The organism is Bacillus sp. CPT56D-587-MTF (assembly GCF_058792335.1).
This window is the reverse complement of sequence record NZ_JBYTEF010000001.1, coordinates 3,878,071-3,902,087: the sequence shown is the minus strand read 5'-3', so window position 1 is coordinate 3,902,087 and position 24,017 is coordinate 3,878,071. Positions and strand designations below refer to the sequence as shown.

The 24,017-nt window shown below is 35.3% G+C and carries 22 protein-coding genes, 1 tRNA gene, 1 pseudogene and 2 riboswitches; of the genes and pseudogenes, 16 read left to right on the top strand and 8 right to left on the bottom strand.

The features are described from left to right. Positions 1 to 111 precede the first annotated feature (111 nt). Positions 112 to 477 (bottom strand): protein YqfZ, encoded by a 366-nt coding sequence (yqfZ, locus tag AC3WVZ_RS20095; RefSeq protein WP_000825414.1) that lies wholly within the window; start codon positions 475 to 477, stop codon positions 112 to 114. A 64-nt stretch (positions 478 to 541) separates the two neighbouring features. Next, positions 542 to 1,300, bottom strand: coding sequence for a protein YqgB (gene yqgB / locus AC3WVZ_RS20090; RefSeq protein WP_000021898.1), 759 nt, complete (start codon positions 1,298 to 1,300; stop codon positions 542 to 544). Between the two features lie 241 nt (positions 1,301 to 1,541). Here yqgB and AC3WVZ_RS20085 point away from each other — a divergent pair. The 14 genes from AC3WVZ_RS20085 to glcK all read left to right on the top strand — a co-directional run bounded on the left by AC3WVZ_RS20085 (position 1,542) and on the right by glcK (position 15,870). Further along, positions 1,542 to 1,615 (top strand) — tRNA-Ile (locus AC3WVZ_RS20085). Positions 1,616 to 1,836: 221 nt separating this feature from the next. After that, positions 1,837 to 2,448, top strand: coding sequence for a superoxide dismutase [Mn] (sodA, locus tag AC3WVZ_RS20080; protein ID WP_001052031.1), 612 nt, complete (start codon positions 1,837 to 1,839; stop codon positions 2,446 to 2,448). Positions 2,449 to 2,564: 116 nt separating this feature from the next. Then, entirely contained in the window at positions 2,565 to 3,842 is a 1,278-nt protein-coding gene (locus tag AC3WVZ_RS20075; RefSeq protein ID WP_000871380.1) for an MFS transporter, read from the top strand. A gap of 109 nt (positions 3,843 to 3,951) precedes the next feature. Further along, positions 3,952 to 6,078 carry a peptidoglycan D,D-transpeptidase FtsI family protein gene (locus tag AC3WVZ_RS20070; RefSeq protein WP_000038975.1) on the top strand — a complete coding sequence of 709 codons (2,127 nt, stop codon included), beginning with the start codon at positions 3,952 to 3,954 and terminating at the stop codon, positions 6,076 to 6,078. A 332-nt stretch (positions 6,079 to 6,410) separates the two neighbouring features. Beyond that, a complete protein-coding gene (locus AC3WVZ_RS20065) occupies positions 6,411 to 7,328 on the top strand; it encodes a PstS family phosphate ABC transporter substrate-binding protein (protein WP_233935310.1) in 918 nt (305 codons plus the stop codon). Positions 7,329 to 7,355: 27 nt separating this feature from the next. After that, complete coding sequence (gene pstC / locus AC3WVZ_RS20060) at positions 7,356 to 8,306, top strand: phosphate ABC transporter permease subunit PstC (RefSeq protein ID WP_000940918.1); 951 nt, start codon at positions 7,356 to 7,358, stop codon at positions 8,304 to 8,306. A 1-nt stretch (position 8,307) separates the two neighbouring features. Further along, the gene (gene pstA / locus AC3WVZ_RS20055; protein WP_001242555.1) at positions 8,308 to 9,174 is read left to right on the top strand and encodes a phosphate ABC transporter permease PstA; all 867 of its coding nucleotides are present in this window, start codon (positions 8,308 to 8,310) and stop codon (positions 9,172 to 9,174) included. A gap of 28 nt (positions 9,175 to 9,202) precedes the next feature. Then, positions 9,203 to 10,018: a phosphate ABC transporter ATP-binding protein gene (pstB, locus tag AC3WVZ_RS20050; RefSeq protein WP_000226686.1), complete on the top strand. Its 816-nt coding sequence runs from the start codon at positions 9,203 to 9,205 to the stop codon at positions 10,016 to 10,018. 291 nt (positions 10,019 to 10,309) lie between these two features. Next, positions 10,310 to 10,966: a phosphate signaling complex protein PhoU gene (gene phoU, locus AC3WVZ_RS20045; protein WP_000251240.1), complete on the top strand. Its 657-nt coding sequence runs from the start codon at positions 10,310 to 10,312 to the stop codon at positions 10,964 to 10,966. 340 nt (positions 10,967 to 11,306) lie between these two features. Next, positions 11,307 to 13,661, top strand: a complete 2,355-nt coding sequence (locus AC3WVZ_RS20040) for a sugar phosphate nucleotidyltransferase (RefSeq protein WP_233935309.1) — start codon at positions 11,307 to 11,309, stop codon at positions 13,659 to 13,661. 69 nt (positions 13,662 to 13,730) lie between these two features. Continuing rightward, positions 13,731 to 13,880, top strand: a complete 150-nt coding sequence (gene rpmG / locus AC3WVZ_RS20035) for a 50S ribosomal protein L33 (RefSeq protein ID WP_001265616.1) — start codon at positions 13,731 to 13,733, stop codon at positions 13,878 to 13,880. Between the two features lie 104 nt (positions 13,881 to 13,984). Then, on the top strand, positions 13,985 to 14,563 hold the full coding sequence (locus AC3WVZ_RS20030; RefSeq protein WP_000642751.1) for a 5-formyltetrahydrofolate cyclo-ligase: 579 nt from the start codon (positions 13,985 to 13,987) through the stop codon (positions 14,561 to 14,563). Positions 14,564 to 14,666: 103 nt separating this feature from the next. Then, positions 14,667 to 14,867, top strand: coding sequence for a YqgQ family protein (locus tag AC3WVZ_RS20025; RefSeq protein WP_000253699.1), 201 nt, complete (start codon positions 14,667 to 14,669; stop codon positions 14,865 to 14,867). A gap of 19 nt (positions 14,868 to 14,886) precedes the next feature. After that, positions 14,887 to 15,870 carry a glucokinase gene (gene glcK / locus AC3WVZ_RS20020; protein WP_000391701.1) on the top strand — a complete coding sequence of 328 codons (984 nt, stop codon included), beginning with the start codon at positions 14,887 to 14,889 and terminating at the stop codon, positions 15,868 to 15,870. A gap of 80 nt (positions 15,871 to 15,950) precedes the next feature. Here glcK and AC3WVZ_RS20015 read toward each other — a convergent pair whose 3' ends face one another. After that, positions 15,951 to 16,124: a DUF2759 domain-containing protein gene (locus AC3WVZ_RS20015; RefSeq protein WP_000524852.1), complete on the bottom strand. Its 174-nt coding sequence runs from the start codon at positions 16,122 to 16,124 to the stop codon at positions 15,951 to 15,953. 170 nt (positions 16,125 to 16,294) lie between these two features. Here AC3WVZ_RS20015 and AC3WVZ_RS20010 point away from each other — a divergent pair, with 170 nt between their 5' ends. Both AC3WVZ_RS20010 and AC3WVZ_RS20005 read left to right on the top strand, forming a co-directional pair. Further along, positions 16,295 to 16,924: an MBL fold metallo-hydrolase gene (locus tag AC3WVZ_RS20010; protein WP_199669653.1), complete on the top strand. Its 630-nt coding sequence runs from the start codon at positions 16,295 to 16,297 to the stop codon at positions 16,922 to 16,924. 9 nt (positions 16,925 to 16,933) lie between these two features. Continuing rightward, on the top strand, positions 16,934 to 18,046 hold the full coding sequence (locus AC3WVZ_RS20005; RefSeq protein ID WP_000525153.1) for a class I SAM-dependent methyltransferase: 1,113 nt from the start codon (positions 16,934 to 16,936) through the stop codon (positions 18,044 to 18,046). A gap of 131 nt (positions 18,047 to 18,177) precedes the next feature. Here AC3WVZ_RS20005 and AC3WVZ_RS20000 read toward each other — a convergent pair. The 5 genes and pseudogenes from AC3WVZ_RS20000 to metI all read right to left on the bottom strand — a co-directional run. After that, positions 18,178 to 19,547: pseudogene (locus AC3WVZ_RS20000) on the bottom strand (IS1182-like element ISBth7 family transposase); the annotation flags it as partial. 245 nt (positions 19,548 to 19,792) lie between these two features. Beyond that, positions 19,793 to 20,083 carry an ArsR/SmtB family transcription factor gene (locus tag AC3WVZ_RS19995; RefSeq protein WP_000894377.1) on the bottom strand — a complete coding sequence of 97 codons (291 nt, stop codon included), beginning with the start codon at positions 20,081 to 20,083 and terminating at the stop codon, positions 19,793 to 19,795. Positions 20,084 to 20,516: 433 nt separating this feature from the next. Then, the gene (locus AC3WVZ_RS19990) at positions 20,517 to 21,029 is read right to left on the bottom strand and encodes a cysteine hydrolase family protein (protein ID WP_000379155.1); all 513 of its coding nucleotides are present in this window, start codon (positions 21,027 to 21,029) and stop codon (positions 20,517 to 20,519) included. Positions 21,030 to 21,196: 167 nt separating this feature from the next. Next, positions 21,197 to 22,360: a cystathionine beta-lyase gene (gene metC / locus AC3WVZ_RS19985; protein ID WP_000122299.1), complete on the bottom strand. Its 1,164-nt coding sequence runs from the start codon at positions 22,358 to 22,360 to the stop codon at positions 21,197 to 21,199. Next, positions 22,357 to 23,469: a cystathionine gamma-synthase/O-acetylhomoserine thiolyase gene (gene metI, locus AC3WVZ_RS19980; RefSeq protein WP_000103897.1), complete on the bottom strand. Its 1,113-nt coding sequence runs from the start codon at positions 23,467 to 23,469 to the stop codon at positions 22,357 to 22,359. The genes metC and metI overlap by 4 nt, the downstream gene beginning before the upstream one ends. Positions 23,470 to 23,563: 94 nt before the next feature. Further along, positions 23,564 to 23,674: riboswitch (SAM riboswitch) on the bottom strand. A 203-nt stretch (positions 23,675 to 23,877) separates the two neighbouring features. Beyond that, positions 23,878 to 23,987, top strand: a riboswitch (SAM riboswitch). Positions 23,988 to 24,017 lie beyond the last annotated feature (30 nt).

Below are 24,017 nucleotides of genomic sequence, written 5' to 3'. Positions count from 1 at the left end.
TCATATCAATGATAGTATACGTGATATAGGGCTATAGAAACCGAAGTACTCGGTTTCACTTTTACTATTGTATCAGCGCCTTTATGTAATTGACAAGGATTAAGTGATAGCTTATTGATATAACGGGAATTTATAAGACTTTCCAATTTGTATTTTTGTAGCAGATGTACTTTTGTTTAATTGTTTAAAGTCGTCAATGACTTTTTCTATGGAAGGAATTTTTTTCTTGTTAATTTGTTCTGTAATAGAAAGAACTGTCTCACCAGTTTTTACTTCAATTGTTTTATAAGATACATCCGTTTCTTTTTCTGTTTTGTTCGCTTTATTTTGTTGACTGTCTGTGTTTTCTTTTTTAATTGTTTGAGCAGCAGTTGTTTTTTTATATGAACTTAACATCGGTAAAGTACCGATTTTTATATCGTAATAAAATATATAACCGAGAACAAGCACGAATAGGAATATACCTAATCTCTTCATATTCTTCACTCCTTTGCTAGGAATATATGCTTGTCCAAAAAAAAAATGCCTATTTAGGCATTTTTTATTTTTCTTTCGGTTTGGGTACCTCTTTAATCGTTAAGTATAGAACGATTAAAACAACAGCGATATAAATGAACGTTGCTCCAGGTACGACGATTTTGAATAAATCCATAATCATGAAGAAAATGGTTGGGATCGTGTAGCTGTATGCAGTTAGTGTCCAAACTTGTTTATAGGATAGTTTACGTTGACCGCTCATAGCAGAACCGATGAACGCAAGTAAAGTCACGCCTACAAAAGTGATGAATAATTGGAATAGGTACACTAAGAATCCAATAACAAATAATAAAATTGGATAAATATTATCGAATAAAGAAATAAATTCTTGTAGATCTTTTTTCTCAAGAGATGCACCTAACAAATCGTTATAAGAATACGTTTGTGTTTGACCATTTCCCATAGAGACTACTTTATCTTTTAAAACAAATAAACCTGTTTTATTTTGATATTTTTCTAGGTCTGTTGAATTTGGATCAAATACGAAAAGTGTATTTCCTTCTTCTTTTTCAATAGGTTGATCAATATCGGCTTTTAGTTCGCCATTTTCGATTTTAAAATCAGGTAAATCTTTATCGATGACTTGATTTACCATGCCAACACCATCCTGGATAAAACTACCGTACAAAAAAGTTCTTGGAATAGTAGTAATTAAGCAAAGTAGCATAATATACAAAATGGTTTTACCGATTTTTTGAAAACGGAATAGCGCCATATCTTTAGGCGAGTATATGCTTTTTACGAATTGGGTAAATATGGACATAGATTCACTTCCTTTATGTATGTATAAAATCATTGTAACGTAGGAATCTAGAGAATCTCAAGATATATTATATTTACATATAGTGGAGATAACTAAATTTCTTTTATTAACTTTCTTCTTTTAAATAAGAAAAATACAATTGACACTTTTCTTTTCTATATGGTAAATTTATCTTACATTTCTTAAAGAGCATATCCGATAGGAATTCCTCTATTTGATATGTTGTTACATACATAATTGTGGACCCTTAGCTCAGCTGGTTAGAGCAGACGGCTCATAACCGTCCGGTCGTAGGTTCGAGTCCTACAGGGTCCATATCCATTTCGCATGTTTATTATGTTAGCAGGAAGCTTCCTTGTAGAAGGAAGCTTTTTTTACGGAATATATGAGCATTTTAATTGAAAAGAAGTGGGAATTTTGCTACTTTAATGATAGCAAGACAATGTGATTTATTTGTTTGCACCCTATGGCAATTAGGGTAGAATGAAGTTGTATGTCACTTAAGTGGCAATACATAAACTGGGAGGAATATAACAATGGCAAAACACGAATTACCAAATTTACCTTATGCGTATGATGCTTTAGAGCCTCACTTTGACAAAGAAACAATGAACATCCATCATACAAAACATCACAACACGTACATTACAAACTTAAACGCTGCTTTAGAAGGTCATGCAGAATTAGCTGACAAAAGCGTAGAAGAATTAGTTGCAAACTTAAACGAAGTACCAGAAGCAATCCGTACAGCAGTACGTAACAATGGTGGCGGACATGCTAACCATACATTCTTCTGGACAATCCTATCTCCAAACGGCGGAGGACAACCTGTAGGTGAACTTGCAACTGCAATTGAAGCAAAATTCGGTAGCTTCGATGCATTCAAAGAAGAATTCGCAAAAGCTGGCGCAACTCGCTTCGGTTCTGGTTGGGCTTGGTTAGTAGTAAACAATGGTGAGTTAGAAGTAACAAGCACTCCAAACCAAGATTCTCCTTTAACTGAAGGTAAAACTCCAGTTATCGGTTTAGATGTTTGGGAGCATGCTTACTACTTAAACTACCAAAACCGTCGTCCAGACTACATCGGCGCATTCTGGAACGTTGTAGATTGGAACGCTGCTGAAAAACGTTACCAAGAAGCAAAATAATCGTAATAAATATAGAAAAAGCTAGGGGAGAGCTCCTAGCTTTTTTCTATGCTTTCCTTTTACATAATTGGGCTTGTCTTTGGAAGACTAGAACATGAAGTAAAGGAGAGTTGTGTATGAAATGGAAACATATAATTGGTGACGTTGAAGTGAATCGGGATTTAGTGTTATTGCTCCTTATAGGAGGTTTATACACGCTCGCAATTTCTTTATCGAATACGTTTGTAAATATTTATTTATGGAAACAAACACAAAATTATGTGAATCTTGGCTTGTATAATTTAGCCAGCGTGGTATTACAGCCTCTCACATTTCTTGTAGGGGGGAAATTAGCGAAACGTATCGATCGCTCGATTTTATTACGAATAGGAGTAGGGACGCTCGCAATTTTTTTTATTGTTGTCTTAATAGCAGGGAAAAGTGCTTCTCAGTATATTTTATTAATGGGGGCTCTTTTAGGAGTAGGATACGGTTTTTACTGGTTGGCTTTTAACTTATTGACATTTGAAATTACAGAACCAGAAACAAGAGATTTCTTTAATGGGTTTCTTGGACTTCTTACATCCTTCTCTGGAATGATTGGACCAATAGCAGCAGGATATACAATTTCACGTATGGAGAAATGGAGTGGCTATACTGTTATATTCTTTCTTTCATTAGTTCTATTTGCAATTGCTGTCGTCTTAAGCTTCTTTTTATCTAAAAGAGAATGTGAAGGGCGTTATGAAATCGTGCAAGTATTGAAAGAACGACGGATTGATAAAAATTGGGGAAAGATTACACGAGCTCATTTTTTCCAAGGATTGAGAGAAGGAACGTTTATTTTTGTCATTTCAGTATATGTTTATTTAGCAACTAATAGTGAGTTTGCATTAGGGAAATACAGTTTAGTGAACTCTGCTGTATCCTTTGTATGTTACTACTTAGTTGCTCGTATGTTAAAGAAGGAGTGGCGAAAAAAAGCAATTTTACTTGGAGGCATTATTTTATATGCTGTCGTCTTTTTAGTTATTTTCAATGTTACATACACGAAATTACTTATTTATGCGGCATGTATTGCAATTGCATATCCTATATTACTTGTTCCGTACGGATCAATGACATATGACGTAATTGGTAGAGCGAAAAATGCGAGAGAATGGCGTGTGGAATATGTCGTTGTTCGGGAGCTATGGTTAAACGCCGGAAGAATCTGTTCCATTTTAAGTTTTTTATGTGCTGTACTATTCTTTCCACCTGAAAAAAGTTTACCTTACTTATTATGTATTTTAGGTGCTGGACATTTTCTTATTTATTTTGCAGTTAAAAATGTCAAATATGATGAGGGAAATGCGAGTAAAGCAAGTGTTGTAACGCAAGGGAACGCGCAAAACCAAACTGAACCAGAAGGTTAACTTCTCGTTTGTTTTATGCTAGAATAGAAAAAGATGTAAGACAGCAGTGAGGACACCTGTATGAAGGTGTCCCTTTCACATTACATAGCTGTTGGTAGAGGGGGTTTGTATGAGCAAGAAACAGAAGCAAAATAAGAAAAAGACCCACGTTCCTTTTCGGTTAAACGTGCTGTTTTTCTGCGTGTTTTTAATGTTCTCCGCGGTTATTGTAAGGCTCGGATATGTACAAATTGTTCGTGGTGAAGAATATAAGAATGAAGTGGAGAAGAAAGAAAACTCAACGATAAGTAATCCTGTACCGCGTGGGAAAATATTTGACCGTTATGGGCGAGCTGTAGTAGATAATGTAGCCATTCGTACTATTACATTTACAAAAATGAAAGGATCAACTGCAGAAGATCGCTTAGAAACAGCGAAAAAGCTAGCAGATTTGATTGAAGTACCGACAGATAAATTAACGGATCGCGATAAAAAGGATTATTGGCTTGCTATGCATAAAGAGGAAGCTAAAGAAAAAATTACGAATAAAGATCGTCAAGAGTTTAAAGATAAAAAAATTGATGATAAAGAATTAGACGAGCGTCAGCGAAGTCGTGTAACAGAAGAAGAGATTAATCAATTATCCGCAAAAGATCTAGAAATACTAGCGATTAAAAGTAAGATGGACGGCGGATATGCAATGACACCTCAAGTTATTAAAAAGGATGCTACAGAAAAGGAATATTCGATTATTAGTGAAAACCTAGCAGCATTACCAGGTGTAGATACGAATGTTGATTGGGATCGAAAATATACGTACGATGATTTATTCCGAAGTGTACTTGGTGGGGTGTCGACATCTGATGAAGGCTTACCTAGAGAAAGACTAGATTACTATCTTGTTCGTGATTATAATCGAAATGACCGAGTAGGAAAAAGTTATCTTGAGCAACAGTATGAAGATAGCCTACACGGTACGAAAGCAGAAGTTAGAAATGTTACAGATAAAAACGGTAATATTTTAGAAACGATTAATGTATCAAAAGGACAAAGTGGTAATGACCTGAACTTAACAATTGATATGGAATTACAAAAGCGCGTGGAAGATATTCTTGCGAAGAATTTAATGAGGTTTAAAGGAAGCGAACCTCTTTTAGATCGCGCATTCGTTGTAATGATGAACCCAAAAAATGGCGAAGTTTTATCTATGGCGGGGAAACAATTAGTTAACGAAGATGGTCAAACGAAAGTAAATGACTTTGCATTAGGTACCATGACAAGTTCTTATCCGATGGGATCAACTGTAAAAGGTGCAACAGTACTTACTGGATATCAAACTGGTGCGATTCAACCAGGATCGGTGCAATTGGATGAACCAATTAAATTAAAAGGTACACCTACGAAGTCGTCTTGGAAAACGATGGGATACATTAATGACCTTACAGCTTTAAAAATGTCTTCTAACGTTTATATGTTTAAAACAGCGATGAATATCGCCGGTGTTCCATATGTGAGAGGTGGTACGTTAGATATACCTCAAAAAGCATTTGATACGATGCGTTATTATTTCGGACAGTTTGGACTTGGTGTAAAAACAGGAATTGATTTACCGAATGAATCTGCTGGTCAGATGGGTAGAAGTAGTCAACCAGGTTTCTTACTAGATTTATCAATTGGACAGTATGATACGTATACACCGCTTCAATTAGCGCAATATATTTCGACGATTGCCAATGGCGGATATCGTATGCAACCACAAGTTGTAAAAGAAATTCGTCAACCGGCAGTGAAACCGGATGAAGTTGGGAAAGTTGTTCAATCTATGGAACCGAAAGTATTAAATCGTGTTGATATGCCAGAATCGCAAATTAAACGTGTTCAAGAAGGATTTAGACAAGTTTATAATGATTCAGGTGGTACAGCTACAAAATACTTTACAGGTGCAAAATATAAAGCGGCAGGGAAGACAGGTACCGCGCAAACTGTGTATGGCGGAGATAAAGAGATTGGTAGAAAGGCAAACGGTGAACGTGTGGAAACATATAACTTAACATTAGTAGGTTATGCGCCACTTGAAGATCCAGAAGTAGCATTCTCTGTTGTCGTTCCGTGGGTACATGATGATAAGACTGGTATTAATGGATATATTGGTCGTGAAATTATGGACGCTTACTTTGATTTAAAAAACAAAGAAGTAAATGGTGAAGCTCCAAAAGATGATAAAGACAATAAAAATAAAGAGCAAGATGATGAATAAAAAAGTTGTAAAAAAGCACACTATCTGAAAAGATAGTGTGCTTTTTTTTATGGTTTATGCATATCGTGTAATAAATGTGGACAAGTATACAACATTGAAAAAAACGCGGCCGTATAAATGATACTTGTATATGGTGGGATAGGGGATAAATATTTTATAGGGAAATCATCAGAGGAAATGAATAGCTACTACTGAATTGAAATTGTACCGTATGTTGATTTATGTGGAACTTTACAAAACTTTTACAAACAATTAAAACCGAATTAATAGTTTAGCAGTATTCTTATATCTGTAATCCTGTTATTTTCGGTTACTTCTAGGAGGAAGAACACGTGAAATGGATGCGTACACCGATTAAAGTTTTCGTATTATCAATATGGTTCCTCTGTTTTGAAATGTCTACTGCATTTGCTTTAAATGATACGGGAGAAGTGAGAGTTGATGGATCCTCAACGGTTTTTCCTATTATAGAAGCAGTAGCGGAGGAATATACAAAGGTGCATCCAGACGTGAAAATTTCCATCAGTATTTCTGGAACTGGGGGAGGATTTAATCGTTTCAGTAAAGGAGAAGTAGATATAAATAATGCTTCGAGAGTAATGAAACAAGTCGAGAAAAATGAAATGAAGAAAAACTCTATTCAGTTCACACCTTTTGAGGTTGCTAACGACGGTCTTACGATTGTTGTGAATCGCCATAATACATGGGTAGACGATATGTCAGTAGACGAGTTACGGCTACTTTGGAGTGAAGATGGAAGAGAGAAGCGATGGTCACAAATTCATTCAACATGGCCACGTGAACAAGTGAAGTTTTATGCACCAGGCGTAGACTCTGGTACGTATGATTATTTTCAAAATGTCATCTTACAAAATCATCGCATTGTAAAAAAAGTCTCTTTGTCTGAAGATGATCAAGTTATTATGCAAGGGGTAATGAATGATAAACATGCCATTGCTTTTGTAGGATATGCTTATTATATGGCTAATCGAGATAAGGTGAAAGCAATAAAAGTAAATGGTGTATTTCCGACGAAAGAGACCATTCAATCAGGTAAGTATGAGCCGTTATCTAGGCCGCTACTTACTTATGTGAATAATGCATCTATCCGAAATAAAATGAATGTAGCAAACTATGTTGAGTATATGATTCAGCATGTCGGTAACCTTGCTGAAGAGGTCGGATATGTAAAATTAAGAAAAGAAAAATACAATGAACAGCTGCGTATGTTAACAGAAATAAAAAGGTAATGTCAGGGTGGAAAGGGGTTTTCATCTTTGGCTCATAATGACAAAAGTCAAATTACATTTTCTGTACAACATTTGATTGAAAGAAATACAAAACAAAGAAAAAAAACGCAGCGAATCAATCGAATAGTACCTTTATTACTAAAAATAATTGCTAGTGTTTCTATTGTGACGACACTCGGCATTGTTTTTACGCTCTCTAATGAAACAATCATGTTTTTTCAAAAAATATCATTATACTCCTTTTTGACGGAGAAAGAATGGTTACCATTTTTTGAAGACCCTAAATTCGGTATATTACCACTTATATGTGGAACGTTCCTTGTAACAGCAATTGCTATGTTTGTAGCAATTCCTATCGGTTTAGCGTGTGCCGTATTTTTAAGCGAATATGCTTCAAATAGTGCACGGAAAATATTAAAGCCGATGTTAGAGCTATTAGCAGGTATCCCAACAATTGTATATGGTTTTTTTGCATTAACAGTTGTTACACCGCTTTTACAAAGGATTATACCAGATTTACAGTTTTTTAATGCGATTAGTCCAGGAATCGTTATCGGATTTATGATGATGCCTACAATTGCATCTCTATCTGAAGATGCGATGAGAGCTGTGGCGAAAGGGACGAAAGAAGCTTCATTAGCACTCGGAGCGACGCGGTTTGAAATGGTAAAACAAGTGGTGTTTCCGTCCGCTTTTACAGGGATTATGGCAGCAATTATATTAGCAGCTTCTCGTGCGATTGGTGAAACGATGATCGTTGTAATTGCAGCAGGATCCACACCAAATGTATCGCTTGATCCGACACATTCTATTCAAACGTTAACAGCCTATATTGTGCAAGTAAGTTTAGGTGATGCTCCGCATGGAACGATTACGTATTACAGCATGTATGCTGTAGGTGCAACATTATTTTTGTTTACCTTTATTATGAACATCATTTCGCAGTCAATTATGCGCCGTTTTAGGAGGATGACATAATATGCGAATGTTGAATCATAAAAAAATACAAAAAAATATGGCATCACGCTTTTTAAAAGATCGAATTTACAAATTGTTATTTTATATAGCAATTTTATTTTCAATCGTAATTTTGTTTTTGTTACTGTTTCAAATTGTTGAAAAAGGTATAAGTTATCTTTCAATAGATTTCTTTACAAATTTCGCTTCACGTAATCCGAAAGAAGCTGGTATTGCTGCAGCTTTGTCAGGGACAATATTATTTATGAGTATTGTTATACCTGTTTCTTTTATATTTGGAGTTGGAACAGCACTTTATTTAGAGCAATATGCGAAGGAATCTATATTTAAAAAAATAATAGAGATTAATAATCAAACGTTAGCAGGAGTACCATCCGTTGTATTTGGATTGCTTGGTTTAACTATTTTTGTATATGCTCTTCATTTAGGAGAGAGTATAGTTGCAGCAGCATTGACGATGAGTCTACTCGTTTTACCAACAGTTGTTGTGGCGAGTCAAGAAGCAATTCGATCAGTACCAAGTGTTTTATTAGAGGGTTCTTACGGATTAGGTGCTACGAAGTGGCAAACGATGTATCAAATTGTATTGCCATATGCTTTCCCAGGGATTATAACGGGCTGTACGTTAGCGATATCAAGAGCAATTGGAGAGGCTGCACCACTATTAGTTATTGGGGCACTTGCGTTTGCAAATTATGTTCCATTTAGTATGTTTGATAGATTTACAGTTCTACCAATTCAAATTTTTAATTGGATGAGTAGGCCACAAGAAGAATTTCAGTATGTAGCAGCAGCTGGGATGATTGTTTTGTTAGGTTTGTTGCTATTTATCAATATATTTGTTTTATGGTTACGAAATCGAAAATAAATTGGAAGTGGATGAAAGGGGAATTCAAATGGTAGCAACAGTAGTAAATGTACAGGTGAAAAACGAAGAGAAAATCGAGACTGCGCCAAAGAAGGTAGTATTTGATACGAAAAACTTAAATTTATGGTACGGGGAAGACCATGCTTTAAAAGATATTAATTTAAGTATTCATGAGAATGAAGTTACAGCCATTATCGGTCCAAGTGGCTGTGGTAAATCAACGTACTTAAAAACATTAAATCGCATGGTAGAGTTAGTACCGATCGTTCGAACTACAGGTGTAATTGAGTATAGAGAACGCAATATATTTGATAAATCATATCCAGTTGAAGAATTAAGAACGCATGTAGGAATGGTGTTCCAAAAGCCAAATCCATTTCCAAAATCTATTTATGAGAATGTAACATACGGTCCAAAAATCCATGGTATTCGTGACAAAAAGACATTAGATGAAATTGTTGAAAAAAGTTTACGTGGAGCAGCGATTTGGGATGAGTTAAAAGATCGTTTGCACGATAATGCATACGGTTTATCTGGTGGACAGCAACAGCGTCTATGCATCGCACGCTGCTTAGCTATTGAGCCAGACGTTATTTTAATGGATGAGCCAACATCGGCATTAGACCCAATTTCAACATTAAAAGTAGAAGAATTAATTCAAGAGCTAAAGAAAGATTTTAGTATTGTTATCGTAACGCATAATATGCAACAAGCAGCGCGTATTTCAGACAAAACAGCTTTCTTCTTAAGCGGGGAAGTTGTGGAGTATACAGATACAAACAAATTATTTACGACTCCTTCAGATAAGCGTACAGAAGATTATATTACAGGTCGCTTTGGTTGATATCGTTTCAAAGCTAAGAGCAAATGCCCTCTTAACAGAGGGCATTTCTTATTTTATCTTACTGTTAATAAAGAAGTAATACTTCTCCTTATCTTAAGTTTTATTATAAGCGTAAGAGGCTATGTAGGAGATTTACCCCGCTATTTGCGGGCAGTAAGACCCCCACCTTAAAATTTAGCGAAAGCAAAGAAGTTAGGGAGGGGATCTTGCTGCCTATCAAATCCCGATTGATGAGGGTTGATTAAAGTTTCACTTTTATATAATGGCACATAATATTGAGGGGGAAGAAAAATGGTAAGAGAACAGTTTCAAGGTGATTTAAAAGCGTTACAGCAAAAGGTGATTGAGCTTGGAGAATTAGCAAATGCGGCTTTATTGATTGCTATGGAAGGTCTGCATACAAGAGATGTAGAGAAAGCGTTAGAGGTCATTGATGGTGATTACCGCATGGATAATTTAGAAGAGGAAATAAACGATCTTGCGCTTATGCTCATTACGAAGCAGCAACCTGTAGCAAGTGACTTAAGAAGGATTTTTATTTCAATTAAAACAGCGACAGATTTAGAGCGCATTGCAGATCATGCTGTTAATATTGCAAAGGCTACAATTCGTCTTGGGGAAAAAGAAGTGGCTGTTAGTTTGCACAACCTAGATGAAATGTTTGCGGTTGCAAATGAGATGTTGCATTTAGCGTTAGAAGCATATGAACAAGAAAATTTAACTTTTGCGAAACAAATTGCTGAAATGGATGATTCCGTTGATGAAATATATGGAAAAGCAATTCGTGAGTTTATATCTTCAGTTCCGGAACAACCAGAAGCAATTACGCAAATTACACAATTATCATTTGTCGCGAGATATATTGAGCGTGTAGCAGATCATATTACAAATATTGCTGAAAATGTCTTTTATTTAGTAAAAGGAAAGCATTATTTATTGAATGAGTAGGAATGAAAGTAGGTGATGAGAAATCACCTGCTTTTTTTAGTCAAAACATGACAAAAAAAGCTCGTTGTTTCCTTTAGTTTATGATGATAAGATGTATCATAATGTAATGGAAAAATTAGTATATATGTTTGTCGTTAATAAGTATTATTTACCAATTTATAGTAAGCGCTTTCTTGTTGTTTGAAATGTACGTTTTTATAGGTTAGAAATTTAATTATATAGTCTTCTCAATGAGGATGTGTTTAACTAATCAAGTTTATGCTGCTAGTTCATGTGGGATAGGGAATATACATATGGTATATGGAGTTACTGAACATTATATAAGTGGAGGCTGAAGTATATGAAGGGGGTTATTTTAGCTGGAGGAAAAGGAAGGCGCCTTAGACCATTAACATGTAATACTCCAAAGCCGATGTTACCATTATTAGAAAAACCAGTTTTAGAATATAATATTGAGTTATTACGCCAGCATGGTATTCGTGAAATTGCAATTACTGTTCAATATATGAGTACGACCATTAAGCAATATTTTGGTGACGGTAGTAAATGGGGAGTTAACTTGTATTATTTTGAAGACTCTCCTCCGCTTGGCACAGCAGGGAGTATTAAACAAGCAGAACAATTTTTAGATGAAACATTTGTTGTGATAAGCGGGGATGCATTAACTGACTTTCAATTATCAGAAGGAATTAGGTTTCATGAACAAAAGAAAAGAATGGTAACAATGTTTGTGAAAGAAGTAGAAAATCCACTCTCATTTGGATTGGTTGTAATGAATAAAGACCAGGAGGTTACACGATATATAGAAAAGCCGGGCTGGAATGAGGTAGTATCTAATGTTGTGAATACAGGCATATATATTATGGAGCCAGAAGTCTTTTCTTACATACCGCCTAGGCAATTTTTTGATTTCAGTCATGATGTGTTTCCGTTATTGGCAAACAAAAATGTGTTATTCGCATATTTGTCAGAAGGTTATTGGTTAGATATCGGCACATTTAATCAATATCGACAAGCACAATTTGATTTGTTAACGAAAAAGTTACAAGTACCTATTCCTTATACAGAAGTATTACCGATGGTATGGATGGGGGAAGGGGTGACGATTGGTAAAGGGACGAAAATTCATGGCCCCTCTTTTATTGGAGAAGGAGCAAAGATTGGTACAGGAGCTGTAATTGAGCCATATTCTATTATTGGGAAAAATAGTATCGTTTCAAATTATTCTCATCTTCAAAAAAGTATTGTTTTTGCAAATGCCCACATTGGGAAGTATTGTGAACTATTAGAAACGACAATAGGAGAGCGTACAATAGTTGAAGATGATGTTACACTGTTTCAAAAAAGTGTTGTAGCGGATCACTGTCACATCGGAAGAAGTACGGTAATTAAGCAAAAAGGAAAACTATGGCCTTATAAGGCGATTGATAGTCATTCGATAGTAGGAGCGGCTGGTATTCAAGAGAGTGAAATGAGTGCAGGGTGGTTACAAAAAAGCCGCATTGTAGGAAGAGGGAATGTTGAAATTACTCCCCAGTTTATCGTGAAGATTGCGATGGCGTATGGTTCTCTTTTTAAAAAAGGAGAAAGTATATTAATTGGAAGTCAAGAAAATATAGAAACAACCTCTTATAAAAATTTATTTTTACATGCTATTCATGGTATAGGGATTCATACGATGGAATGTAAAGAAATGAACGAGTCACTTTTTCAATATAGTGTTCATCATTTGCAATGTGCAGGTGGGGTTTTCATTCAAGTGGAGAATGAGAATGAGATTGTTATAAAGTTGTATGGTCAAGCTGGCATGCCGTTAACGTATAAGCAGCAAAAAGAGATAGAACAAGTATATATGTCCGAATTGTTTTATTACGTGCATGAGAAAGAGATGGGGCGAAATAAGCTCGTTCATGTTTCTATGAATGAGTATATAGAAGTTATATTGGGGCATATTGATATCGAGAAAATACAGATGCAGAAGTTTCATCTTCTTATTAATAAGAGAAATGATACGTTGCAACATTTACTTATGCTCTTTCTACAAAGACTTGGTTGTACAGTTACATGGATTTATGCAAGCGAACAAAAAGATCATGTGAAAGCTTTGATGAAATCAAGTAAAGCGAATATGGCTCTTATGTTTTCTGAGCAAGGAAATCATTTCGAGTTATACGATAAATATAGTAATATTTACCAAGGTACAGATTTGGAAGAGGTAGATATTCCAGATTTCTTACTCGAATCGACAGGAAATATTTACCCAATGTCTTTGAAGTTAGGAGAATGTTATCTTCTATTTTATACGCAGGATGAAAGAAAGTCGTTTCAAGTAAGGTGGAAGCGAGATATTTTATATCGGATTGGAAAATTATTCGAGCTAATAGCATTGCAAGGAAAAACGTTTCTCAGCATAGTAGAGCAATCACCTCCGCTCTATTTACTTTATGATGAAGTGGTATGTTCATGGAATGAAAAAGGGGGAATTATGAGGAAATTATTGGATGATATAGAAAGGAAGGGAGAAGGTATATTTGAAGGAGTACAGTTCAAATATACTGAAAAAGAGTGGTCTTATATCGTTTCTGACACAAAACAACCAAAATTTTTGGTGTATTCACATGCTAGAAACCTAGTAATAGCAAGGGAAAATATGAAAAATCTTATAGAAAAAATTAGACAATATCAAAAGGTGTAGAATTTTTATTTTAAAAGTGGTATTATAGTATAGTCTGATTTAAGTTATTAGTACTGGAGGGAAATAAGAATGCGTGTGAATATTACTCTAGCATGTACAGAATGCGGAGATCGTAACTATATCTCAAAGAAAAATAAACGTAACAACGCTGAGCGTATCGAGCTTAAAAAGTATTGCAAGCGTGACAAGAAGTCTACGTTACACCGTGAAACAAAGTAAGCAGTAGGAATATTTTCCTACTGTTTCTTTTTTTATTCGATTCCTATGTTAAAAGTGATACACTATCAGTATAGAGTAAAGTGTCACTGTAAGGGGGAGAATGTGTGAAAGCAGAGAAAGTACGTTTGCGTAAACAAATAATAGAACACATGAATTCTTTATCAGAAGAACAGTATACAACTTTATCAGAACAGATTGCATTTTCGTTGTATGCGCAAAAAGAGTGGGTTGAAGCTAAAACAATTGGAATTACTCTTTCAATGGAAAATGAAGTGAATACATATCCTATTATCGAAAAAGCTTGGGAAGAAGGAAAGAAAGTTGTAGTTCCTAAGTGTAATAAAGGAACAAGAACGATGTCCTTCCGGCAAATTAATAATTTTGATCAATTAGAAACGGTGTATATGAATTTACGTGAACCGATTCCCGGGCTTACGGAAGAAGTGAATATGGATGAAATTGATCTTCAAATTGTCCCAGGCGTAGCTTATACAGAACGAGGAGAGCGAATTGGGTACGGCGGTGGCTATTATGATCGTTATCTCGTGCATTATAAAGGGAAAACGCTGTCATTAGCGTATGATTTTCAAATGGTAAAACACATTCCGGTAGAGCCATTTGATAAAAACATAGAAAAAATTATTACAGAAAAAGGAACACTGCTTACAAATAAGCTTGTATAGACAAATAAAAATTGACGAGACTTTTTCTTCTTGATTATAATAAAATATGTGAACGTTTTCTTATTATAATTTTTTATAGTAAGTGAGCATAGAGGGTGATGAAATGGTATCTATTTATGATATTCAGCAATTGCTAAAGAAATTTGGTACGATTATTTATACGGGAGATCGAATTGCAGATTTACAATTAATGCAAGATGAATTGCGTGAATTAAATCAATCACAGCTAATCGATCCACAAGACTATCAAACAGCTTTATTTTTATTGAAGCAAGAAATTCAAAAAGAGCTAAATAAGAATTAGATAAAGGTAGGTAAGCAACATGGAAGAGAAATGGTTAGTTGGTGTTGACCTTGGTGGTACAACGATTAAATTAGCATTTATTAATGTGTACGGTGAAATTTTACATAAGTGGGAAATCCCTACGAATACAGGTGAGCAAGGAAAACATATTACACTTGATGTTGCGAAAGCAATTGATAAAAAGCTAGAAGAATTAGGCGAATTGAAGAGCAAATTAATTGGTATTGGTATGGGAGCTCCTGGTCCTGTACATGTGGCGTCTGGAATGATTTATGAAGCGGTTAATTTAGGATGGAAAAACTATCCGCTAAAAGATTTATTAGAAGTAGAAACAGGATTACCTGTTGTTATTGATAATGATGCAAACTTAGCAGCGCTTGGTGAAATGTGGAAAGGTGCTGGTGAAGGTGCAAAAGATTTAATCTGTATGACACTTGGTACGGGCGTTGGTGGTGGTGTAATCGCCAATGGTGAGATTGTACACGGCGTGAGTGGTGCTGCTGGTGAGATTGGACATATTACAGTCGTTACAGAAAATGCTTTCCCATGTAATTGCGGGAAGTCTGGTTGCTTAGAAACAGTAGCATCTGCGACAGGTATTGTACGTGTTGCTATGCAAAAAATACAAGAGACTAATAAAGAGAGCATGTTGCGCTCTATGTTAGCTGAAGAAGGACGTATTACATCAAAAGATGTCTTTGAAGCACTTGGACAAGGTGATGAATTAGCAGGTGAAGTAGTAGAAAAAGTAGCTTCTTATTTAGGATTAGCTGTAGCGAACCTTTCTAGTACATTGAACCCAGAGAAAATTGTTATTGGTGGAGGCGTGTCTAAAGCTGGAGATGCGCTATTAGAGCCAATTCAACGCTATTTCGAGCAATACGCTTTCTCACGTGCTGTAAAGAGCACGAAGTTAGCTATTGCAACACTTGGTAATGATGCAGGTGTTATCGGAGGAGCTTGGCTTGTAAAAAAGCACAAATACGAAGCGAAGATGATATAAGTTGTGAAATATGAAAAGAGGAAGGGGGAACCCTTCCTCTTTTTGTGTAAAATCTCGATGAAGAATAAAGTGTAAACGAATTAAGCTGCTGGTGGATACCCGTTATATAGAACAGTCATGATCGTAAACCATCCGAAAACGAGTACAGTTGCAATTGCAAAGCCGCTCGCGAAAAAGTTTTTTTCACGAAGTGTTCTAAGCGTAGCAAATACAGCTAACAGAGTGACAAGTGTAAAAATAATAACAAGGCCCATACAATATCCTCCTCTGTCTACCCATTTCTTATTATGAGTTTTTGGAATATTTACTCTTTTATATTGTACATGTTTTAAAAATGATTGTCGAGATAGCATCCTTTCTTTTCCTCAGAGAAAGAAATGTTGTATCATTAAAAGTAAGTTTAATAACTGGAGGAGATTTTCATATGAAATGGATACAAATGCCGTTAGGCCCATTACAAACAAATGCTTATATTTTAATGAACGATCAAAAAGAGTGCATTATCTTTGACCCTGGTCATGAAGGTGAAAAGCTCGTTACATATTTACAAGAAGAACAATTAAAACCATTGGCTGTTTTATTAACACATGCTCACTTTGATCATATCGGTGCTGTTGATGCCGTAAGAGACGCTTTTTATATTCCTGTGTACGTACATAAAGAAGAAGCAGATTGGTTAGGAGATGCAACTGTAAACGGCTCTCAAATTTTTATGATGAACCGCAGTATTACAGCAAAACCAGCGGATCATATTATTGATGCAGAAGGTACATTAACAATTGGATTATTTAATTTTGAAATTTTTGAGACACCAGGACATTCTCCAGGAAGTATTTCTTATTATAGTAAAGAAGCGAATGCTGTATTTTCAGGAGATGTATTGTTCCAAATGAGCATTGGAAGAACAGATTTGCCTGGTGGAAGTTTTGCTGAATTAATTGGAAGTATTGAAGAGAAATTATTTGTATTACCAGATGAAACAGCGGTGTTATGTGGACATGGTCCAGAAACAAGCATTGGCTTTGAAAAAGAAAATAATCCGTTTTTACAATAAGGAGTCATTATGGGAATGGAGCTCATTTTAAGAGAATGGATGGGGAAAGAAAAGGATTATTCAATTTCATATAGTACGTATATGAACCTTGTATTGTATACGGAGGGTCATGGATATTATATGAAAGAACGTGAAAAGATTGGAAGACAAGGGGATTTTTTTACAAGTAGCAATGTATCCTCTGTTTTTGCAAAAACTTTTGCTAAACTTTTTATTCGTCTTGTTGAAAATGGTGAAGTTGCTTCGAATATTTGTGAGGTTGGTGGGGGAACAGGGAAGTTTGCCTATGATGTTTTACAAGAATGGAAGCAATTATCTCCAAACACCTTTATTAATTTAAACTATTCAATGATTGAAGTGAGCCCTTTTCATAGGAAATTACAGCAGGAGCAACTTGGCTCATTTTCTAATGTATCGTACTATACCTCCTATAGTGAAATGGGAGATTCTTTCGAGGGAATTCTTTTTTCGAATGAGTTGTTTGATGCATTTCCTGTTGAAGTAATTGAGAAAAGAAATGGTATATTGTATGAAGTACGTATTACATATACAGAGGAAGGAAACCTTTCAGAAGTATGTAGGCCGTTAAATAAAAGAATTGGTCGCTATTTATTGAAATATAATATTCATATTGCTGAAGGGCAACGTTTTGAAGTACCAATAGTTATGGAGGAGTATATAAAAGAAATTTCGAAATGGTTTCAAAAAGGTATATGTATTACAGTTGATTACGGATACACAAAAGAAGAATGGATGCATCCAGCACACCGCGAAGGAAGTTTGCGAGGATATTATCAGCATAAGCTAATGCGTAACCCACTAGCGCATCCAGGTGAAATGGATCTTACTACTCATGTTCATTGGGACGAGCTAAAGGAGATGTTTAGTATGCAAGGAATGAGTGCAGTATGGCATAAGAAACAATCTGAGTTCTTGTTAGCTGCAGGGATATTAGAACAGCTTACGAGCCATCAAGATACGAATCCTTTTTCTGAAACGCAAAAACAAAATCGAGCAGTTCGTTCTATGATTTTAAATGGAGGAGTAGGGAGTTCGTTTGATGTTGTTATACATACAAAAGATATGCAACATTTACATTTGGATCGGTATGTAACAATATAAAAAACAAGACACAGTATATACTGTGTCTTGTTTTTTAATCAGAGTGTTGGGAAACCCTTTAGGGTTCCCAACACTCTGGAATCTTTTTTGATTTTAGCGAATAAAAACAACATAAAATAATAGAATTTTAAAAAATAGCCCTCCACCTGACCCTTTTTGGTCAGGTGGAGGGCTATTTTTTTCATGTTTTGACAAGCTGCGGTGAGATAAGCTTGCATTTGGACAGACTTCAGCCCTCGAAACCGGGCATAGCGGTAGCCATGTAGTTCTTTGGCGTCTGCAAAGCTTCGCTCTATAGTGGAACAGCGTACTTTATACAACCTTTTCCCTGTAGCTGTTAGCTTGTTTTTTCTAGCAATATCCTTATATTTCTCCCACACATGATGAGTGATAACTTTTTGTTTTTGTTTCTTTGAAAAGCACACCTCACGTAACGGACAAACAGCGCAGTCTTCTGGATTCGATTTGTATTGACGGTATCCTTCACGATCAGTTGTTACATATTCTAGAATACATCCCATCGGACAAGCGAAAACATTCATTTCTTCTACATATTTAAATTGGCTTTTCGGTACTTCTTTATTCCGTTTTCCAAATCGGCGATACCCCATCACCATAAATATATTCCGTTCTGATAGTTTCTTACAGATATATCCTGTAAAATAGCCAGCATCAAGGGCAACAGCTTCTACTTTGAAGTCGAATTTATCAATCTGAGCTTGGAGGCGTGCTAAATACGGCTCGGAATCTGCCATATTTCCAGCCGTTACATAGGTATCTGTAATAATATTGTACTTCGCATCAGTCGTACGATGATCCAAGAAATGAAAACCATTTGGTTTTCCATCTCTCATTAAAAATCCACTATCTGGATCCGTTGTACTTATACGAGTTTTTTTGGTAGGGGTATCACTTTCCTTTCTAGGTTTTAATTCTTTTTTCCATGTACCTCACGATCTTCGATTACCGCAGCTTCTAGCTCGTCTATATAAAACTTTGCTTTTTCTTTTTTATATTTATGTACAAATTTATTTTTATTGGCATTGGCCTTAATATGTGTAGAATCTGTCATCAGTGCACGTCCTCCTACCATCCGGTGCTCCGTCGCTTGTCTCACAATCTCATCAAAAATTTCTTCGAAAATATTTGTATGAATAAAACGAGTACGACGATTCCAACTGATTGTAGAGTGATCCGGAATAGTATCCGATAGAGAAAACCCTAAAAACCAACGGTAGGCAATATTCGTTTTAATTTCCTTTTCCAATTGACGCTCAGAACGAATACCGTAAAAATATCCAATAAACATCATCTTAAATAAAACAATAGGATGAATGGACGGGCGTCCATTGTTTTCACAGTAATAAGGGCGTAACTTCTCTTCAATAAAATCAAAACTAATTGTCGCTTCAATTGCACGAAGGAAATGATCTTGTGGAACCAACTCTTCTACAGAAACAGATACACGCTCATCACGATGATTTTTTAAAGCACCCATCATAAAAAATCTCTCCTTTTCCTCTTTTTTATCAGTGTTGACACATAAAAAGAGGTTCAGACACAAAAACAGGCTGTGGAGAAGACTTTCTCCACAGCCTGTATAAAAAACAAGACACAGTATATACTGTGTCTTGTTTTTTAATACGACTTATGTAGTATTATATATTTCCTCTCATGATATATATTTATATTAAAGATATGAGATAAAAAATATAGAATACGTTCTTTTTCTTCGATTATTAGTCCCTAACCTAATAATACGCGAACGAGTTGAATGATTGTTTCATTCTCTACTTTGTAATAAATTTCCAATCCTTTTCTTTCACTAGAAACGATTTTAGCGCTTTTTAATTTTGCTAAATGCTGTGAAATTGTAGATTGTGGCATGTTTAAGCCAGTATACATTGTAGAAACGTTGCTTGGACCGCGCTCGATTAATCCTTTTACGATACATAAACGAACAGGATGAGCTAGCACTTTTAATAATTCTGCATTACTTTCATATAGTTCTAATTCTTTTTGAAAGGTTTCTAACATGTTCTTTTCCACCTCCGTGTGAGCTATTATACCATACTATACATACCAAAAATTTAAAGAAAAGAAAATAGTTGTTGCAGAAAAAAAGTCCTAAAGTAAAGAAATTGTAAGAAAAGAGACCCGGATGTAAATAAAATAGGTAAATTAGCATGTTTTTGTAAAATGACATTTTTGGGTGAAAATTTCGATGCGTTTTAAAAATTGAAAGATATAGATATATTTGTAACACAATTTTATCATGATTTTCTTATTCTTTCAAATGAATATACTAAATTTTTAAAATAATATGACAAAGGAATTATAATGATATATATAGAATATAAAACAGGTTAAAAGAAAAGAAGCTGAATGTCATTCGCTTCTTTATGGTGATAATGAAATATTTGATTACGGCTGATAAATCTTAGGATGATCAAGTCATTAGTCATTTATTCTAAAATTCATCTTTTAGCAACGTTAAAAATCTGTGATTCCATATGTTCTCATAAAAATCAATTGTCTCTTTTGCGGACATAAAAGGATTATTCAACGTAGAGGTTGTTTTCTGTCCCATAAAGTTTTCGTATCCTAGTCCGTGGGCAAACTTAATCGTTGCATCCATACAGTACTCTGTTTGGGCGCCACAAAATTCAATGCGATTTACAGATAATTGATCTAAAATTTCTTTTAAGTTTGTTTTATAAAATGAATTTGCATGTGTTTTTCTTACAAAAAAATCTTGTTCTTGAACATCTAGATCGGTATGAATAGCCCAAAGTTCTTTCTCGGGTACTAAATCATCATCACAATGTTGAACAAAAAGGATTGGTTTATTTAATTTTCTATATGAAGAAATTCTTTTATTTACTTTTTTTAGTAAGTTCTGTAAATCAAATAAATGCTCCTCGCTATAACATACGCCATTTTGTAAATCGATAACGATTAAAATATCTGCACAAGTATCCATTATTTTCACCCCTTTTTATTTCTTAATATATCAATTAATCCATTATTTAGAAATAGATGATATACTTTTATTTTTTATGGACTATAAGAAAAGAAGAAATTCAAATGAATATAGCTAAACCGCATAAAAAGAAGATATGAAAACCTAATCTCATATCTTCTTTTTCTCTATGCATTTACAGGTTCTTCTACATAAGAAAGGGCATTTTCAAAATCGGATATTAAATCGTTAACATTTTCAAGACCGACTGATAACCGAAGTAATGAATTAGAGATTCCTCTTTTATCACGAGCTTCTTGCGACAGTGCTGCATGTGACATTTTTGCTGGATAAGAAAGAATTGACTCTACAGCTCCTAAACTAACTGCAAAAACAGGCAATTTTACTTTTGATAAAAATTTGCGGAGTGCATCTTCTGACTGCAAAGTAAACGATAAGACCGCTCCAGCTGATGTTGCTTGAGATTGTTGAATATCAAATCCGAGATGAGTTTGTAATCCCGGATAATAGACATTTTTTACTTTAGAGTGCTCTTGTAAATAATGTGCGATTTTATTGGCATTTTTAGCTGAATGTTCGAGGCGTACATGCAATGTTTTTAGACCGCGAAGTACGAGAGAACAATCTTGAGGTCCTAAAATAGCACCGAATGCATTTTGTAAAAATCCAAGCTTTTGAGCGAGTTCTGAATCTTTTACTACTGCTAATCCGGCAGTAACATCACTATGACCAGCAATAAATTTTGTAGCACTATGAAGAACGACATCAGCTCCAAGTTCAAGTGGTTTTTGGAATAGTGGTGTCAAAAATGTATTATCAACAAAAGTAAGAGCCCCAATAGATTTTGCGAGTTTAGAAACCTCGCGAATATCTGTCACTTTTAAAAGTGGGTTAGAAGGTGTTTCTACATAAAAGAGCTTTGTATTTGGTTTAATGTTTTGTTTTATTTCTTCTAAATTGGTCATATCAACAAATGTATGTGAAACACCGTAACGGGAGAGTACCTCAGTTATCACTCGGTAAGTGCCTCCGTACACATCTTCTGAAATGAGTACGTGATCACCTTGTGAAAGAAGGAGGAATGCAGTGGAAATCGCTGCAATGCCTGATGCAAAGGCGAATCCTTTTGTTCCGCCTTCTAATAAAGCAATGATATCTTCAAGAGCTTCACGAGTTGGATTTCCTGACCTGCTATAGTCATATTTTCCGAACGTATCTACATCAAACTGGTGAAAAGTTGATGTGTTATAAATAGGAACGTTCACAGCGCCTGTTTGCGAGTCGTGTTTATATTGGTTGTGTAGTAAGAGTGTATCTATAGAATAGCTCATATTCTTACACCTTCTTTTACGAGTTTAATTGCTTGCTTTAAGTCTTGAATTAAATCGTTACTATTTTCAATGCCAACTGAGAATCGAAGAAGACGATTGCATACGCCGTTTGCTGTTCTAATTTCTTCAGGAATATCAGCATGTGTTTGCGTTGCTGGATAAGTCATTAAACTTTCTACACCACCAAGACTTTCGGCAAATGTAATTAAGGATAAAGATTGTAAGAATGGATTAATCCAAGCTTCATCTTTAAGGCGGAATGAGATCATGCCGCCTCTTCCTGGATAAAATACATCTGTCACCCCGTCTTCATCATTTAAATACGCAACAACTGCTTTCGCATTTTCTTCATGTTGCCTCATGCGAAGCGCTAACGTTTTCATACCGCGAATTAATAACCATGAGTCAAATGGGCTTAAAACTGCACCTGATGCATTATGATAATGAGCGATTTCCTCGCAAAGTTCCTTTCCTTTTGCAACGACAAGCCCGCTTAGTACATCGTTATGTCCCCCTAAATATTTCGTTGCGCTATGAAGTACAATGTCAGCACCTTCTGTTAATGGTTGCTGTATATAAGGTGTGTAGAAAGTGTTGTCTACAATAAGGAGTAGTCCGTTCCTTTTCGCTACAGTTGCGACAGCAGCAATATCAGTAACTTGCATTAATGGATTAGTTGGAGTTTCTATGAAAATAGCCTTCGTTTCAGTTGTGATAGCTTGCTCAATTTGTTTAATAGACTGTGTATTTACGTATCTACATCGAACATTCCACTTTTTTTCATGCTCAGAAAATAATCGATACGTTCCCCCGTATAAATCTTCAGATACAATAAGTTCGTCTCCAGAGCGGAATAGAGAAAGGACGAGGAGAACAGCCGCCATCCCTGAACTACAGGCATAACCTTGTTCGCCATATTCTAAGTCTGCGATCGCCTGTTCTAAAAGACCTCGAGTTGGATTGCCAGTTCGTGAATAGTCAAAGCCAGTAGATTTACCAATTCCTTCGTGACGATAAGCGGTTGAGAAATAAACTGGTGGATTAACCGTTCCGGTTGTAGTTTCACTGCGATTTCCGATTTGTGCTAGTTTTGTTTCGATTGTTGACATATGAAAATTCCTCCTTTTTAAATTGAAACATTAAGTGAATATAAAATAAAAAAAGCCTTCTAAGAAGAAGGCTTTCGGTTTGAATAGAGTCTTCTTCTCATCTGTCAAATCTTTCACAATTTGCTGGAATTAGCACCTTATTAACAAAATGTTAATGGTTGCTGAGGCGTCACAGGGCCAGTCCCTCTACCTCTCTAGATAAGAATGTTCGTATGAAATTTTTATTATGTTTTTAACTTTACAATAAAATATAACTGAATTGCAACTTTATTTTAAATAATTTTTATTTTTCCGCAAGTGTCATTGACTTTTACTTTTGTGCATGCTAAATTTATTAAAAAATTAACAAACATTGTTAAAAGGGGAACGCATTTCCTTTTAGCTACATAAATAAAATAATAAAGACAACTCTTATTGAGAGCGGTGGAGGGAAAGGCCCTGTGAAACCCGGCAACCTTCAAACGAAATGTTTGAAACGGTGCTAATACCTGCAAAACGAATGTTTTGCATAATAAGAGGAGGAACGATTATGTCCCCCTCTTCAAAGT

Coding starts and splice junctions, on each gene's coding strand:
- yqfZ (WP_000825414.1), bottom strand. CDS start 477: ATGAAGAGATTAGGTATATTCCTATTCGTGCTTGTTCTCGGTTATATA.
- yqgB (WP_000021898.1), bottom strand. CDS start 1,300: ATGTCCATATTTACCCAATTCGTAAAAAGCATATACTCGCCTAAAGAT.
- sodA (WP_001052031.1), top strand. CDS start 1,837: ATGGCAAAACACGAATTACCAAATTTACCTTATGCGTATGATGCTTTA.
- AC3WVZ_RS20075 (WP_000871380.1), top strand. CDS start 2,565: ATGAAATGGAAACATATAATTGGTGACGTTGAAGTGAATCGGGATTTA.
- AC3WVZ_RS20070 (WP_000038975.1), top strand. CDS start 3,952: ATGAGCAAGAAACAGAAGCAAAATAAGAAAAAGACCCACGTTCCTTTT.
- pstA (WP_001242555.1), top strand. CDS start 8,308: ATGCGAATGTTGAATCATAAAAAAATACAAAAAAATATGGCATCACGC.
- pstB (WP_000226686.1), top strand. CDS start 9,203: ATGGTAGCAACAGTAGTAAATGTACAGGTGAAAAACGAAGAGAAAATC.
- phoU (WP_000251240.1), top strand. CDS start 10,310: ATGGTAAGAGAACAGTTTCAAGGTGATTTAAAAGCGTTACAGCAAAAG.
- AC3WVZ_RS20040 (WP_233935309.1), top strand. CDS start 11,307: ATGAAGGGGGTTATTTTAGCTGGAGGAAAAGGAAGGCGCCTTAGACCA.
- rpmG (WP_001265616.1), top strand. CDS start 13,731: ATGCGTGTGAATATTACTCTAGCATGTACAGAATGCGGAGATCGTAAC.
- AC3WVZ_RS20025 (WP_000253699.1), top strand. CDS start 14,667: ATGGTATCTATTTATGATATTCAGCAATTGCTAAAGAAATTTGGTACG.
- glcK (WP_000391701.1), top strand. CDS start 14,887: ATGGAAGAGAAATGGTTAGTTGGTGTTGACCTTGGTGGTACAACGATT.
- AC3WVZ_RS20015 (WP_000524852.1), bottom strand. CDS start 16,124: ATGGGCCTTGTTATTATTTTTACACTTGTCACTCTGTTAGCTGTATTT.
- AC3WVZ_RS20010 (WP_199669653.1), top strand. CDS start 16,295: ATGAAATGGATACAAATGCCGTTAGGCCCATTACAAACAAATGCTTAT.
- AC3WVZ_RS20005 (WP_000525153.1), top strand. CDS start 16,934: ATGGGAATGGAGCTCATTTTAAGAGAATGGATGGGGAAAGAAAAGGAT.
- AC3WVZ_RS19995 (WP_000894377.1), bottom strand. CDS start 20,083: ATGTTAGAAACCTTTCAAAAAGAATTAGAACTATATGAAAGTAATGCA.
- AC3WVZ_RS19990 (WP_000379155.1), bottom strand. CDS start 21,029: ATGGATACTTGTGCAGATATTTTAATCGTTATCGATTTACAAAATGGC.
- metC (WP_000122299.1), bottom strand. CDS start 22,360: ATGAGCTATTCTATAGATACACTCTTACTACACAACCAATATAAACAC.
- metI (WP_000103897.1), bottom strand. CDS start 23,469: ATGTCAACAATCGAAACAAAACTAGCACAAATCGGAAATCGCAGTGAA.